The following is a 14,695-nucleotide window of genomic DNA, read 5'->3' as shown; positions in this document are numbered from 1 at the left end:
CCTGCACGACAGCTCGACCACTCCATTGGATCCAGAAGAAGAGAGCCGACCGATGAAGAGCAGCATCCACAGAAGCAGGCGCGCCGCCACGGCCGTCGCCCTGGGCTCCGTGCTCGCGCTGACCGCCACCGCCTGCGGCGACGACGGCAGCGGCGGCGCGGGCGACAAGGGGGGCGAGGGCTCCGGCAAGGGCACGATCACCTTCTGGGACAACAACGGCGGTGTGCGCACCGACATCTGGAAGCAGATCATCGCCGACTTCGAGAAGAAGTACCCGGACATCGAGGTCAAGTACGTCGGCATCCCGGCGGCGAGCGCCCAGTCCAAGTACGACACCGCCATCCAGGGCGGCGGCCTGCCGGACGTCGGCGGGGTGGGCACCGCGATGCTCGCCGAGGTCGCGGTCCAGGGGGCGCTGGAGCCGCTGGACGGCCGGCTCTCGAAGAGCCCGCTGAACGGAAGGCTGAGCCAGAACCTCATCGGCGTCAGCAAGGCGGCGGGCGGCGGGGACACGCTGTACCAGTTGCCGACCTCCGCCAACAACGGCACGCTGTGGTACCGCACGGACCTGTTCAAGAAGGCCGGTCTGGACGCGCCGACCACCTGGTCGAGGTTCTACGCGGCCGCCGACAAGCTCACGAGCAAGGGCAAGAACGCGTTCGGCTTCACCATCCGCGGCGGCGAGGGCGCCATCGCGCCGGCCCTCGACGCGGTGTACGGCCAGACCGGCATCACCTCGTTCTGGAACGGCGACAGGACCACGGTCAACGACCCCAAGAACGTGGCCGCGCTGGAGAAGTACGTCGCGCTGTACAAGAAGGACACCCCCTCCGCCGACGTCAACAACGACTTCACGAAGATGGTCGCCCAGTGGGACAGCGGCACGATCGGCATGCTGAGCCACAACCTGGGGTCGTACCAGGACCATCTGAAGGCGCTCGGCAAGGACAGGTTCCGGGGCATTCCGAACCCCACGCTGGACGACGGCACCCGGGTGCAGGTGTCCAACCCGGTGGACGGGCTGAGCCTGTTCAAGTCGAGCCAGAACAAGGCGGCCGCCTGGAAGTTCATCGAGTTCGCCGTGTCCGCCGAGGAGAACTCCAAGTTCAACCAGTCGGCGGGGCAGGTGCCCGCGAACACGGACGCGGCGAAGGACGCGTGGATTCAGCAGGCCGAGCCCACGAAGCTGGCGGCGGAGGCGTTGAACGGGGGCGGTACGAAGATCGTGCAGTTGCCGTACTACCTGCCTGACTGGAACACGATCTCCAAGGCTGACAACGAGCCGAACTTCCAGAAGCTGCTGCTCGGGAAGATGAGTGCGAAGGAGTTTCTGGACACGCTCGCCGATCAGCTCGACAAGGCTCAGGCCGACTGGAAGAAGAACCACTGACACATCAGTAACCCGCGCCCCTGTCAGGGCGCGGGCTTCACCACCTGTGTGAAAGGCACCCTTGTGTCGCTTACTCGCAGACAGGTCACCTCCGCCGCCCTCGCCGCCGTACCCCTTGTCGGCCGGTCCGCGAAGGGGCACCGCACCCTCTACATCGCCGGTGACTCCACCGCCGCCCAGAAATACGCCGACGCCGCTCCCGAGACCGGGTGGGGAATGGCGCTCCCCTTCTTTCTTCGGAAGGAGTTGGAGGTCGCCAACCATGCTGTGAACGGGCGGAGTTCGAAGAGCTTCGTGGATGAGGGGCGGCTCGACGCCATCCTGTCCGTGATCCGGTCCGGGGACCTCCTGATCGTCCAGTTCGCGCACAACGACGAGAAGGCCACCGACCCGGCCCGGTACACCGAGCCCTGGACGACGTACCAGGAGTATCTGCGGCTGTACATCGACGGTGCCCGGTTCCGTGGCGCCCGGCCCGTGCTCGCCACCCCGGTCGAGCGCCGCAGGTTCGACGCCGAGGGCAACGCCGTGCCGACCCACGGCGACTACCCGGCTGCCATGCGCGCGCTCGCCGAAGCGGAGCGTGTCGCACTGCTCGACATCGAGGCGCTGTCGCTCGCGTTGTGGCAGGAGCTGGGTGCCGAGGAGACGAAGAAGTACTTCAACTGGACGAACACCGAGCAGGACAACACGCACTTCAATCCGCCGGGCGCCATCGCCGTGGCCCGGCTCGTGGCGCGGGAGCTGCTGCGCACCCGGGTGCTGGCCCAGCACGACGTGGCCCGGCTGCACGAGGACATCCCCACGTCCTGGATCACCTGGCCGCCCGCATCACCGTTGTCACCTTCGTGAAAGAGGAGACCCGTACAGTGCGCACACAGAAATGTCATGGACGTGTCATACCTGCGGTCGTGGGCTGCACGGCTCTCGTGCTCGCCGTCACCGGCACCGGGCCCGCGCAGGCCGCCCACCGGGCCGGACCCGACCGGCAGGTGCTGCCCGCCGACGACGGCTGGGCCGCCTACGGCACCGGGACGACCGGCGGTGCCGCCGCCGACGCCGCACACGTCTACACCGTCACCACCTGGGAGCAGTTCAAGGCCGCCCTCGCGGACGGCGGCAGCGCCCCGAAGATCGTCAGAGTGCAGGGCACGATCGACGCGGACGGGCCGGGCTGTGCCTCGTTCGCCGTGCCCGGGTACGGCCTCGACGCCTACCTGAAGACCTACGACCCGGCGGTGTGGGGCCGCACCACGAACCTCGACAACGAGCCCGACGACAGCCCCGAGGGCCTGCGCCGCGCCTCCGCCGCCCAGCAGGAGACCTACGTCAAGGCGAACATCCCCGCCGACACCACCATCGTCGGCGTCGGCAAGGACGCCGGTTTCAAGGGCGCCAGCCTCCAGATCCAGGGCGTCGACAACGTCATCGTCCGCAACCTGAGCTTCGAGAGCCCCCTGGACTGCTTCCCGCAGTGGGACCCGACCGACACCGCCGACGGCAACTGGAACTCCGAGTACGACAGCGCGGTGATCTACGGGTCCACACACGTGTGGATGGACCACGACACCTTCACCGACGGGGACCACCCGGACAGCACGCTGCCGTACTACTTCGGCCGGATCTACGAGCAGCACGACGGCGAGCTGGACATCGTCAAGGGCGCCGACTACGTCACCGCCTCCTGGAACGTCTTCGAGGACCACGACAAGACGATCCTCATCGGCAACAGCGACAGCGCCTCCACGGCCGCGGTCGACCGAGGGCACCTCAAGGTCACCTTCCACCACAACCTGTTCTCGAACCTGGTCGAGCGCGCACCCCGCGTCCGCTTCGGACAGGTGGACTCCTACAACAACCACTTCGTCGCCGGTGACGGCTACTCCTACAGCTACGGCATCGGCATGGAGTCACAGCTCGTCGCCGAGCACAACGCGTTCACCCTGCCGACCGGCGTGAAGACCGGTTCGATCCTGAAGAAGTGGAAGGAGTCCCCGCTCACCGCCGACGACAACTACGTCAACGGCGTGCCGACGGATCTGATCGCCGTCCACAACACCGAGATCCCGGGCGAGATCCTGCGGTCCGGGGCCGGCTGGACGCCGACCCTGCGCACCAAGGTCGACCCCGCCAGGGCCGTGCCGGGCCTGGTCGACCACTGCGCGGGCGCGGGCCGCCCCGGCTGACCCACCGGGGCCGGACGCCCGGCCCCGACTCTCTCTTTCCCACGAGCCGCACCGCGAAGGAGCACTCCCATGCCCTCGCCCCAACTCCCCCTGTCCAGACGACGCCTCCTGGTCGCGAGCGCCGGGGCCGCCGCCGCGCTCGGCCTCGCCTGCGTCCCCGCGCGGGCCGACGGGGGACCGCGCCCGTTCGGCCGCTACGGGTCACCGGCCCGCCGCCTCACCCCGCAGACCCTGTACATCGACCCGTACGGCGCCGGTGACTTCACCTCCGTGCAGGCCGCGGTGACCGCCGCCACCGGCAGCGGCCGGACGCTGGTCCTCGCACCCGGCACCTACCGGGAGACGGTCGCCGTCGACGTCAGCCGTACGGAGATGACCTGGATCGGCGCCTCCGAGGACCCCCGGGACGTCGTCATCGTGTACGACAACGCGGCCGGCACCCCCAAGCCCGGCGGCGGCACCTACGGCACCACCGGGTCGGCCACGACGACCGTGCAGGCCGACGGCTTCACCGCCCGCTGGATCACCTTCGCCAACGACTGGCTGCGCGCCGACCACCCGGACATCAGCGGCACCCAGGCCGTCGCCGTCAAGGTGCAGGGCGACCGCAGCGCCTTCCTGCACTGCCGTTTCCTCGGCCACCAGGACACCCTGTACGCCGACTCGACGGCCCTCGGCACCTTCGCCCGCCAGTACTACGCCCACTGCTATGTCGAGGGTGACGTCGACTTCGTCTTCGGGCGGGCCACCGCCGTCTACGAGCACTGCCACTTCCGCACGCTGAACCGCACGGACCTGGCCGGGGCGCCGTACGGCTTCGTCTTCGCGCCCTCCACGGCCGTCGCCAACCCGCGCGGCTACCTGGTCGCCCGCGGCCGCGTCAGCAGCGAGGCCCCGGACGCCTACTACAAGCTGGCCCGCCCCTGGGTACCCGGCTCCGACCCCACCGCCCGCCCCATGCTCACCGTCCGCGACACCTGGCTCGGCCCCGGCATCGACCCGGTCACCCCCTACACCAACATGCGGGACGCCTACCCGTGGCAGTCCATGCGCTTTCGCGAGTACCGCAACTCGGGGCCGGGCGCGGTGATCACCGTCCCCGCCGACCGGCCCCAGCTCACCGACGCCGAGGCCTCGCTGCACACCCCGGCGGCCTACCTCGGCGACTGGCATCCCCGACCGACGCGCTCACTCTGATCGACGAAAGGACCCGCACGTCATGCGTCGCATCAGCACACTCACCGCGCTCTCCGCCGTCGCCGCGTCCCTCGGACTCGGCCTCCTCACCACCCCGGCCCACGCCGCGACCGTGGTGGTCAGCAACTCCACCGACCTGTCCAACGCCATCAAGAACGCCACCGCCGGCACCGTCATCCAGGTACGCGGCGGCACCTACCACCCGACCGCGACCCTCCAGTCGACGGCCAACGGCACCTCGTCCTCCCCGATCACCCTCACCGCCTACGGCTCCGAGACCGTGAAGATCGACGGGTCCTCGCTGCCCTCCGGCTCCTGGATCTTCAAGCTGACAGCCGACTACTGGAACGTCTCCGACATCACCTTCCAGAACTCCCCGGACAGCGCGGTCGTCTGCCAGTCCTGCACCGGCACCGACTGGAACAACATCAAGACCATCAACGGCGGCGACTCCGGCTTCACGCTCACCGGGGACGGGACCGTGAACAACACGGTCAAGAACCTGGACTCGTACGGCAACTACGACGCCGCCACCCACGGCCAGAACGCCGACGGGGTCGCCATCAAGTTCGGCTCCGGCACCGGCAACCTCGTCACCGGAGCCCGCCTGTACAACAACTCGGACGACGGCATCGACCTGTGGTCCTTCTCCTCCCCGGTCACCATCGAACACACCTGGTCCTTCGGCAACGGCAGGAACCGCTGGGGCGACTCCGCCTTCGAGGGCAACGGCAACGGCTACAAGCTGGGCGGCAACGGCGTGACGGTCGCCCACGTCGTCAACAACTGCGCCGCCTGGGACAACGCCGGCAACGGCTTCACGGAGAACTCCAACACCGGCGCGATCGTCATCAACCGCACCACCGCCTACGCCAACGCCAAGTGGGGCTACTACTTCGCCACCAGCTCCGCCCGCCTCGGCAAGAACCTGGCGGAGAGCAACGGCGGCGGACCAGTCAGCAAGGGCTCGTCGGTGGTCTCCGCCGGCAACAACTGGGACTCCGGCATCTCCACCCCGTCCTTCGTCTCCACGGACGCGTCGACGACGTACGACGCGCGCAAGTCGGACGGCTCCCTGCCGTCGACGACGTTCCTGACGACGGGTAGTACGACGATCGGGGCGACGATGAACTAGAGACCGGAATTCCCGGGTCAGGTTCGCCTCGCTCCCTCTACCCTGTTGTCTGACGGTCCGTTGGGACAGGATGCAGGATCGGGGGAACCTGTGGACGTACGTGTGGATGTCCGCGTCACGGACGATGCCGACAATGCCGGCGCAGCCGACGAGGCGAGGTCGCTGCTCGCCTGGCTCACCGAGACGGACGAGCTGCGCGGCAGAGTCACGCCGCAGGAGCGACCACCGGTGCCCGGCACCCTGGGCCCGGTCCTCGACGGCCTGGTGGTCGCGCTCGGCTCGGGCGGGGCGGTCACCGGACTCACCACCGCCCTGGTCGCCTGGATCCGCAGCCGGCACAGCGACGTCACCGTCAAGGCGACCCGGCCCGACGGCGCCTCGCTGGAGATCTCCACGAAGCTCGTCGGGCCGATGACCCCCCAGGAACTGCGCACCTTCGTGACCGACACCTCCCGGATCCTGGAGGGCGGCCAGGGCGGCCAGGGCGGCCAGGAACCGGACGGCGGCGCGTTATGAGCACCCGGCCCGCCGAGTCACCGGCCCTCACCGTACCCACCACCGCTCTGGCGTCCTCCGGAGCCCGGGTGCTGCTCATCGGCACCGGCACCCACGGCGGCCCGACGCTGACCTCCGTACCGGCCGTGCCACGCAGCGTGGAAGCCCTGGCGGCCACCCTGATCGAACGCTGCGGGGTGACCCCCGACCGGCTGCGCACCCTCGTCGACCCGGCGGACGCCCGCACGATGGCCCTGGCCGTCGCCGACGCGGCACAGGAGGCCGAGAGCACCCTGCTCGTGTACTACGTGGGACACGGTCTCATCGGCCCGGGCGACGAGCTGTACCTCGCCGCCAGCGCCACCGACCGGCTCACCCCGGGCCTCGCCGCACACCAGGCGCTGTCGTTCTCGGCCCTGCGTGAGGCGCTCACTCTGTGCCGCGCCGCTTCCGTGATCGTCATCCTGGACTGCTGCTTCTCCGGACGGGCCCGGCTCGGTGCCGGTACGCCGCAACCCGCGGCCTTCAGCCTGCCCGCCGGGCACGGCATGTACTTGATGGGCTCCGCCGAACAACTGGCGCTCGCTCCCGACGACGCGGAACACACCGCTCTCACCGGCGAGTTGATCACCCTTCTGCGGGACGGCGATCCACGCGCACCGCGCCTGCTCACCCTGGACGACGTCTACGACCACCTGTTCCGCGCGTTACGGGCCCGCGGCGGGCCACTGCCGCGCCGCCAGGCCGGCGACCGCTCCGGCGGGCTGGTCGTCGCCGTCAACGCGGCCGCACCGACGACCGACGAGCCCGACGCCACCGCGGCCGAGGAGCCCGCGCCGGGCCCCTGCCCGTACCCGGGCCTCGACGCGTTCACCGTGGACGACGCCGAGTTCTTCCACGGCCGGGAGAAGCTGGTCGACGAGCTGCTCCGCGGCTGCCTCCAGGCCGTCGAGCAGGGCCGGCCGCTGGCGGTGGTCGGGCCGTCCGGCGCCGGCAAGACCTCACTGCTGCACGCCGGACTGCTCGCGGCGTTACGGGCCGGAACCCCGCTGCTGCCCGGTTCGGCCGCCTGGCCCGGCCTTGTCCTGACCCCCGGCGAACACCCTCTCCGCAGCCTGACCACCGCCCTGCGGGGGGACACCGTCCTGTCGGCCGAGGACCCGAAAGCCGCCGTCGGCTGGGCCCACGACCTCGTTCCGGACCGGCGGCGCCTGGTGCTGGTGGTGGACCAGCTGGAGCAGCTGTTCACCCTCTGCCGCAGCCGAACCGAACGCACCGCGTTCCTCGCCGCGTTGACGGCTCTGGCCGAGGCCGGGACGCTCGTCGTCGCCGCCCTGCGCGCCGACTTCTACGGCCACGCCCAGGCCCTGCCCGAGCTGGACGCGGTGCTGCGGTCCGACCAGGTGCTCGTCAGCCCGATGCGGCAGGAGGAGCTGAGGGCGGCGATCGAGCGTCCAGCCGGGGCCGTCGGCCTGGAACTCGACGAGGGCCTCGCGGACCTGCTCATCCACGAGCTGGGCGCCGCCCGGCTGGCCAGGTCCCAGACCGGCACCCTGCCGCTGCTCTCCCACGCACTCTGGTCCACCTGGCGACACCGGCAGGGCAGACGGCTGACCGTCGCCGGCTACCGCGAGAGCGGAGGCATCGACGAAGCCATCAAACAGACCGCCGACGACACCTATGACCACCTGGACGACGCGGGCCGCGCCGCCGCACGCCGCATGCTGCCGCGCCTGGTGCACATCGACGACGACGCGCCGGACACCAGCCGCCCCGTCGACCGGACCGTACTGCTGGACGGCCTGCCGGACCCTCAGGCCGCCGAGCGGGCCCTGAACCAACTGGCCGCGGCACGGCTGCTGGTCCTCGACGAGCACACGGTCCGCATCAGCCACAACGCCCTGCTGCACACCTGGCCCCGGTTGCGGGAGTGGATCGACGCGGACCGGGAGTGGCTGCGTGCGCGCCAGCAGGTGGCAGTTGACGCCGCTGCCTGGTGGGAGGCGGACAGGCATCCCTCGCTTCTGTATCGGGGTCCGCGGCTTGCTGCCACCCGGGAGCGTCTGGAGGGCGCGGGTCTGACCTCCGCCGCGCGCGGCTCCCGCCGGGAGGAGTACGCCGGTGAACTCGAACCGCGACTCGCGGAGTTCCTGAACCAGTCGTGGCGTCAGGAACGGCGTGGGGTGCGCGTGCGCAGGGCTGTGATCGCCTGTATGTGTGTGCTGACCCTGCTGGCCGGGGCGGGCGGGGGCGTGGCCTGGTGGTCGGGGCAGAAGGAGGCGGCTCAGCGCCGGCAGGCTGTCGCGCGGCTGGTTGCGGCGGAGGCGGAGAAGCTGCGGGACAGCCGCCCCGGGCTGGCCAAGCAACTCAGCCTGGTCGCGAACCGGCTGGACCCGCAGGCCGACACGGCTTCCATGATCGCCGCCATGGAGCTGCCAGGCATCTTCATGTCCGACGCCTCCGCCGGCGACATCTCGCTGGACGCCCGAGGCGACCGGATGGCCGTCTCGACCGGTTCCGATGTCGTCCTGTGGGACACGGAGCAGGGCAAGAGGAGGCGGTTGGGACACCTTGGCCAGATGCGGACGGGTGCGGTTGCGCTCAGCTCCGACGGACGGCTCCTGGCCGTCGTGCGGGCGGGCAGCACGGTGAGTGGCCCGTTGGGGTTGTGGGATGTCACCGCTCCGAACGACCCGCGCCGCATCGCCGTCCCCGGCCGGCAGCAGGTCAAGACTCTGACGCTGACCATCAGCCCCGACGGCCGCATGCTCGCTCTCGGCCGCGTCGACGGAAGCATCCAGTTGTGGGACATCGCCAACCGGTCCACCCCACGCCCGCTGCATACCCTGAGCGGCCACACCGGAGCCGTCCACTCGGTCGCCTTCGCCCCGTCCGGGCGTCTCCTGGCGAGTGCCGGCAGTGACGGCAAGGTACGGCTCTGGGACACGTCGGACCCGCGGCGCACCTCGGCCCTCGCGGTCCTCCCCGGCCTCAAACTGGACTCCCAGACCTACGACCTGAACGGAAAGCCGCTGCACCAGGTGGCGTTCAGCCGGGACGGCCGGCTGCTGGCCGGACCGGGCGACGGGAAGCAGATCGGGGTCCGGCTGTGGCGGCTGCGGGACCGGGGGCAGCCGACGTCGGCGGGTACGGTGCAGGAAAAGTTTCTGACCGACTGTTCGACAGACCTGGCTTCCGCCGCGTTCAGTCCCGATGGAAAGAATCTTGCCACCGCCTGTGGCAGAAGCACCCTTCTCTGGGACGTCGGCTCGCGCCCGCACCTGCGACAGTCCGCTGAGCTCAAGGGCGCCGACAAGGGCAACGGGATGGCCGGTCCCGCCCTGTTCATGCCGCGCGGCCACCGACTGCTGCGGGCCACCGGCCGCGGAGTCCAGCTGTGGTACGTGGAGAACACGGCAATGCCCACCGCCGCGGCCAGCTTCGGGCAGACTCCGGCCGGGTTCCAGACGACCGCGACGTTCAGCGGTGGCTCCAAGCGGCTGCTGGTCATTCACGGCGCCGACGGCGGTGCCCTGTGGGACCTGAGTGGTTCGGCGACGCTCCACAAGAGTCTGGCCCGGCTGCCGGGCAGTGGCGACATCGGCGCGGAGGGGGCCGCCTTCAGTCCCGACGGGAAGATCCTCGCACTCAGCGAGCTGAGCGGAAACAAGCATGTCGTCCGGCTGCGGGACACCCGCCGGTCCGGCGCACCCGTCATCGCGACCATCACGGACATCGCCAATGGCGTCGAGGACATCTCCTTCAGCGCTGACGGACACCTGCTGGCGGTAGCCGACGGCAATGACCATCTCGACGTCCGGACCGAGACACCCTCGGTCAGGGTGTTCGACATCACCACCGTCTCACGCCCCCGTCAGACCGCGTCCATGAAGGGTGACGTCTTCTACCTCGCCTTCTCCCCGAAGGGTCGCCTCCTGGTCGCCAACACCGCCGACACGTTGCTCTCCTGGACGGTGGCGAACCCGCGGCATCCGGTGCCCCAGCCGACCCGGTGGCTCACCCGGGGCGCCGGTGTGTCGCAGTCCGCCTTCCGCCCCGACGGCAAATGGCTCGCCGTCACCGACACCGGGGACACCACGCGTCTGTGGCCGATCAAGGACGGCCGGATCACGGACGACTCGCACTATCCCGTGGTGATCCGCACGATCGGCTCAGGAGGAGGCATCACCTTCAGCCCTGACGGCCGCACCCTCGCCTGGGGAAGCTCCGGCGACCTGAGCACGACCGATGGGAACGATATTCCCGGCCACATCGAGCTGTGGGACGCCAGTGATCCGGAGACTCCGGTCTACAAGGCCGCGTTCGCCTACGGCCTCGACAACCTCGGGGGCTTCGGCAGCCTGTCGTACAGCTCCAGGGGGAAGCCCCTGCTGGCCGCCGCCGGCGCGACCGTCAACGTCTGGGCCACCAACCCCAAGGACCTGAGGTACATCCTCTGCAAGAGCATCGGTGACGTCATCACCCGGGAGGAATGGAAGGCATACGTCCCCGGCGAACCCTACGACCCGCCATGCGAGTGACCAGCCCCTGCCTCCAACCGAATTGCTGTATATCGATCAGGCAACGGATCTCGCATTGGACTGGGTGACGCGCGTAGAAACCTGTCATGCATAAATCACAGCGGATCGCGGCGATCACCGCCGCATGTGCCCTCGCCGGTGGCGCCCTCTACGGCGCCGGCGCGGCCACCGCCGGTCAGTCGACGGCGAACTCGACCCACGAGCCCTACAACATCGGGCTTCTGGTGAAGGACATCGACACCTACTACGGCACCACCGCCGACAGCAACGGCGTCTACCAGGCGTCCCCGGACAGCCCGTACGCCCAGGACCTGGCGGAGATCGACGCCAGCGCCAAGCGCTACATCGACAAGGCGGCGCGCAAGGCGCACCGCCACGGCGAGAAGCCGGCCGTCGTCTTCGACATCGACGACACGCTGCTGCTCAGCCTCGACTACGAGAAGCGCTACAACTACACGTACAACCCGACCACCTGGGCCGACTACGTGAACAAGGCCGACCGTCCGGCCGTGTTCGGCAGCCCCGAGCTGGTCCAGTACGCCGAGTCCAAGGGCGTCGAGGTCTTCTACAACTCCGGTCTCAGCGAGGCGCAGCGCAGCGCCGCCGTCGAGAACCTGAAGAAGATCGGCGCCGATGTGAACCTCGACGCCGACCACATGTTCCTCAAGGACAAGGCCAACCCGCCGGCCTACCTGGGCGACTGTGCCACCCCGGGCACCTGGACCTGCACGACGGTGCAGTACAAGTCCGGTACCCGCAAGCACATCGAGGACGACCTGGGGTACGAGGTCATCGCCAACTTCGGCGACCAGTACTCGGACCTGGACGGCGGCTACGCCGACCGTACCTACAAGCTGCCGAACCCGACGTACTTCGTGTCCTGACCCGTCCGGTCAGCCGTACGTCCTGAGCAGCCGCTCGTACTCGGCCCCCGTCACCGGCGAAACCGTGCCGTGGCGGGGGCTGGCGGGCAGTGCGTAGTCCGTGGACAGGGTCCACCTGCCCGAGGCGAGGTCGGTGGTCTCGAAGGGCACGTAGCCGCGCAGGCCGTACTCGTCGATGAACAGGTACCACTTCTCCTCGGTGTTGGACCTGAACACGGTCGGGCCCTCGCCCCGCTGGATGGAGCCGCTGCCGATGCAGTCGGAGACGAAGCCGTACGACGTGTCGGTCAGGTTCCGTGACTTCTCCGCCGTGATGAACTTCGAGCAGGGCGAGCTGGAGCCCGGGTCCCGCTCGTCCTTGGTGAAGCGGTAGTACGTCCCCTTGTCCTTGATCACCGTCGAGTCGATGACCGAGTAGCCCGGGTCGTCCCAGACCTCCGGCTCGCTGAAGGTGCGGAAGTCCCTGGTCGTCGCGTAGAGCATCCGGTTGTACGTCGAGCCGGTGTGGTCGGGGTCGTCGGCGGCGTACAGCTTGGACGCCCAGAAGACCACGTACTCCTGCAGCCGGTCGTCCCAGTAGGCCTCCGGGGCCCAGGCGTTGCCCGCGTTGTCCGGGGCCACCTTCGCCAGCCGCTGGTCGGTCCAGTGCACCAGGTCGGTGGACTCCCAGACCATGATGGACTTGCTGCCGTGCCGCTGGACGTAGTCCCAGCTGCCGCTGCTGTTCTGGTACATCCGCAGGTCGGTGGCGATCAGATAGAACCGGTCCCCCTTGGGGGAGCGGATCACGAACGGGTCGCGCAGACCCTTCTCGCCGATGGTCGACGTCAGCACCGGCTCGCCCGCGTTCAACTCCCGCCAGTGCAGCGGGTCGTTGCCCTGGCTGAGGGCGTAGCGGATCTGTTCGCCGTCGGCGGTGCCCTCGCCGGTGAAGTAGGTGAAGAGATAGCCCGCGTACTTGGGGTGCCGCGGCTGCGCGGAGCCCGGCGGGGCGGTCAGCAGGGTGAGGAAGAGGGCGACCAGGAGGGGGACCAGCAGGGTTCTGGTTCTGGAGCGCATGGCAGTCCTGTGTGGGTTTGGGGATTTCTGTTGAATGGTGCGCGCTCTCGGAGTGTGGCCAGTGGGGGACAGTGCGTCAATCGGTGTGCGGGCGAGTGGGGCGGCCGAAAGTTTCGGTTGTTCTCGCGCGGGTGCGGCAACCTGTTCCGGCCATGGCGGCGACTTGACTGCGTCCCAACTCCCTGGGAAGGGAACGCCCAGGGCCTGCTCAAGAGGCGACCCCGTCGTACTTGAACGGATCTTTTACGAGTCGCCCGCGCCGTCCGTGTGTGCCGCGAAGTCGCCGCCCACCGCGCGCCGCCTGCCGTCCGCCGTGGCCTTGACCGTGTAGCTGTCGTCCTTCGCGTCCCGGCCGCCGCGCTCGTGGTCGTACTGCCCGGCGAACACCCACTCGCCCTTCGGGACCGTACGGCCGTCCTTGAGCACCCAGGTGTAGACCAGGAAGCCGTCCTGCTCGCCGACGGTCAGGGTGAAGTCCTGCTCCGGCAGTGAGCGCCAGGCGCCGGCCGAGACGACCCCGCCGGTCTGCGCGACCTTCAGCTGCACGGTGAGGGAGGTGATTTGCTCGCTCGTCTTGAGTGTGACGTCGCTCTGCGCCCAGAAGTCGTTGCTGTGCGGGTCGACCGAGCCGTCCGACCAGAGCGGGCCGTCCGTCTCGCCGTCGGCCGACGGCACCACGGGGGCCGAGGCGGAGGGCTTCGAGGAAGGGGAGCCGTTCGGCTTGTGCGTCTTCGGCGCCCTGCTCGGTGCAGGGTTCACCGGCGGGACCGGGGCCCGGCGCGTCGCGTCCGGCGACGGCGTGGGCGTCGGCGACACCGCGACCGTCTGCTGTGGGGGAGTGGTGTCGTCCTTGACCGCGGACGCCACCGCGTACCCGCCGACCGCGAGGACGCCGGCGACCGCCGCGGTGGCGCTGACCACGCGCACCCAGTCGAACGCCGGCGGGCGCGTGGCCCGGTGGTCGGGGCGGGTCTGTGCGGCCATGCCCCGCTCGACCCGGGCCAGGATGTGCGCGCGGTCGGGTTCGTGGGTCTCGGCCGCCTCGTGCAGCCGGGCGCGCAGCTCGTCGTGCACGTCCTGCTGCCTCATCGGTTCCTTCCTCCGCTCTCGCCGCCGCGCGCCATCGCCGCGTGCACCCTCTGCGGAACGCCCTGGGTGCCGAGCAGGCGCTGCAGTTCGGCCATGGCCTTGGACGTCTGGCTCTTAACCGTACCCACCGACACCCCGAGGGCGAGCGCGGTGTCCTTTTCCGACAGGTCGAACGCATGCCGAAGTACCACACATGCGCGTTTGCGGAAGGGCAGCCGGCGCAGTGCCGACTGCACGTCCACCACGCCCGCGACGTCAGGGTTCTCGGTCTTCTCCTCGCGGTGCGACCAGAACAGCGCGATCCGGCGCCGCTCGCGCACCGCGCTGCGGATCCGGGTGCGGGCCAGATTGGCGACCACGCCGCGTGCGTACGCCACCGGATGGTCGGCCGCGCGCACCCGGTCCCAGCGGTGCCACAGCGCCAGCAGTGCGTCCGCGGCCAGGTCGTCGGCGGCGTCGGCCTCGCCGGTCAACAGGTGGGCGAGACGGGAGAGTTCGGCGTAGTGCTGTTCGAAGAAGGCATGGAACTCCGCGGAGGCGTCGTCGACAACTGAGCCCACGGGTGACCTCTTCTCGGTGCAGCTCTGTGAGTGTCATGTGAATGACATGCGAACGTCCGGCGGAGCCTCGGACGGAGATCCGGAAGCGTAGCAGTGACCGCTTTCTGTCAGCCGTACGGGGGGCCGGACGCCGTATGGCACACCGAACCCGATTCTGTA

At 69.6% G+C, this 14,695-nt stretch carries 10 protein-coding genes and 1 pseudogene; 8 read left to right on the top strand and 3 right to left on the bottom strand.

The window, feature by feature from the left end; genetic code table 11:
- The first annotated feature begins 52 nt into the window (after nt 1–52).
- The 8 genes from ACWC5O_RS18745 to ACWC5O_RS18710 all read left to right on the top strand — a co-directional run bounded on the left by ACWC5O_RS18745 (nt 53) and on the right by ACWC5O_RS18710 (nt 11,828).
- Nucleotides 53–1,390, top strand: a complete 1,338-nt coding sequence (locus ACWC5O_RS18745) for an ABC transporter substrate-binding protein (protein ID WP_450588450.1) — start codon at nt 53–55, stop codon at nt 1,388–1,390.
- A 63-nt stretch (nt 1,391–1,453) separates the two neighbouring features.
- A complete protein-coding gene (locus tag ACWC5O_RS18740; RefSeq protein WP_450588563.1) occupies nt 1,454–2,242 on the top strand; it encodes a rhamnogalacturonan acetylesterase in 789 nt (262 codons plus the stop codon).
- A 17-nt stretch (nt 2,243–2,259) separates the two neighbouring features.
- On the top strand, nt 2,260–3,576 hold the full coding sequence (locus ACWC5O_RS18735) for a pectate lyase family protein (protein WP_450588449.1): 1,317 nt from the start codon (nt 2,260–2,262) through the stop codon (nt 3,574–3,576).
- A 69-nt stretch (nt 3,577–3,645) separates the two neighbouring features.
- Entirely contained in the window at nt 3,646–4,773 is a 1,128-nt protein-coding gene (locus ACWC5O_RS18730; protein ID WP_450588448.1) for a pectinesterase family protein, read from the top strand.
- 22 nt (nt 4,774–4,795) lie between these two features.
- Nucleotides 4,796–5,908, top strand: coding sequence for a right-handed parallel beta-helix repeat-containing protein (locus tag ACWC5O_RS18725; protein ID WP_450588447.1), 1,113 nt, complete (start codon nt 4,796–4,798; stop codon nt 5,906–5,908).
- Between the two features lie 90 nt (nt 5,909–5,998).
- A complete protein-coding gene (locus ACWC5O_RS18720; RefSeq protein WP_450588445.1) occupies nt 5,999–6,424 on the top strand; it encodes an effector-associated constant component EACC1 in 426 nt (141 codons plus the stop codon).
- Nucleotides 6,421–10,944 carry a caspase, EACC1-associated type gene (locus ACWC5O_RS18715; RefSeq protein ID WP_450588443.1) on the top strand — a complete coding sequence of 1,508 codons (4,524 nt, stop codon included), beginning with the start codon at nt 6,421–6,423 and terminating at the stop codon, nt 10,942–10,944. The genes ACWC5O_RS18720 and ACWC5O_RS18715 overlap by 4 nt, the downstream gene beginning before the upstream one ends.
- Before the next feature lie 86 nt (nt 10,945–11,030).
- Nucleotides 11,031–11,828, top strand: a complete 798-nt coding sequence (locus ACWC5O_RS18710; RefSeq protein WP_450588441.1) for an HAD family acid phosphatase — start codon at nt 11,031–11,033, stop codon at nt 11,826–11,828.
- Between the two features lie 15 nt (nt 11,829–11,843).
- Here ACWC5O_RS18710 and ACWC5O_RS18705 read toward each other — a convergent pair.
- The 3 genes and pseudogenes from ACWC5O_RS18705 to ACWC5O_RS18695 form a co-directional block, all read right to left on the bottom strand.
- Nucleotides 11,844–12,887, bottom strand: a pseudogene (locus tag ACWC5O_RS18705) (glycoside hydrolase family 43 protein); the annotation flags it as partial.
- A 243-nt stretch (nt 12,888–13,130) separates the two neighbouring features.
- Nucleotides 13,131–13,976, bottom strand: coding sequence for a hypothetical protein (locus ACWC5O_RS18700; protein WP_450588439.1), 846 nt, complete (start codon nt 13,974–13,976; stop codon nt 13,131–13,133).
- Complete coding sequence (locus ACWC5O_RS18695; RefSeq protein WP_450588438.1) at nt 13,973–14,536, bottom strand: SigE family RNA polymerase sigma factor; 564 nt, start codon at nt 14,534–14,536, stop codon at nt 13,973–13,975. The genes ACWC5O_RS18700 and ACWC5O_RS18695 overlap by 4 nt, the downstream gene beginning before the upstream one ends.
- Nucleotides 14,537–14,695 lie beyond the last annotated feature (159 nt).

This window comes from Streptomyces sp. NPDC001450 (assembly GCF_053597295.1).
The sequence above is the reverse complement of the archived record's forward strand: the minus strand, read 5'-3'. Positions and strand labels throughout refer to the sequence as shown.

Coding starts and splice junctions, on each gene's coding strand:
- ACWC5O_RS18745 (WP_450588450.1), top strand. CDS start 53: ATGAAGAGCAGCATCCACAGAAGCAGGCGCGCCGCCACGGCCGTCGCC.
- ACWC5O_RS18730 (WP_450588448.1), top strand. CDS start 3,646: ATGCCCTCGCCCCAACTCCCCCTGTCCAGACGACGCCTCCTGGTCGCG.
- ACWC5O_RS18725 (WP_450588447.1), top strand. CDS start 4,796: ATGCGTCGCATCAGCACACTCACCGCGCTCTCCGCCGTCGCCGCGTCC.
- ACWC5O_RS18715 (WP_450588443.1), top strand. CDS start 6,421: ATGAGCACCCGGCCCGCCGAGTCACCGGCCCTCACCGTACCCACCACC.
- ACWC5O_RS18710 (WP_450588441.1), top strand. CDS start 11,031: ATGCATAAATCACAGCGGATCGCGGCGATCACCGCCGCATGTGCCCTC.
- ACWC5O_RS18700 (WP_450588439.1), bottom strand. CDS start 13,976: ATGAGGCAGCAGGACGTGCACGACGAGCTGCGCGCCCGGCTGCACGAG.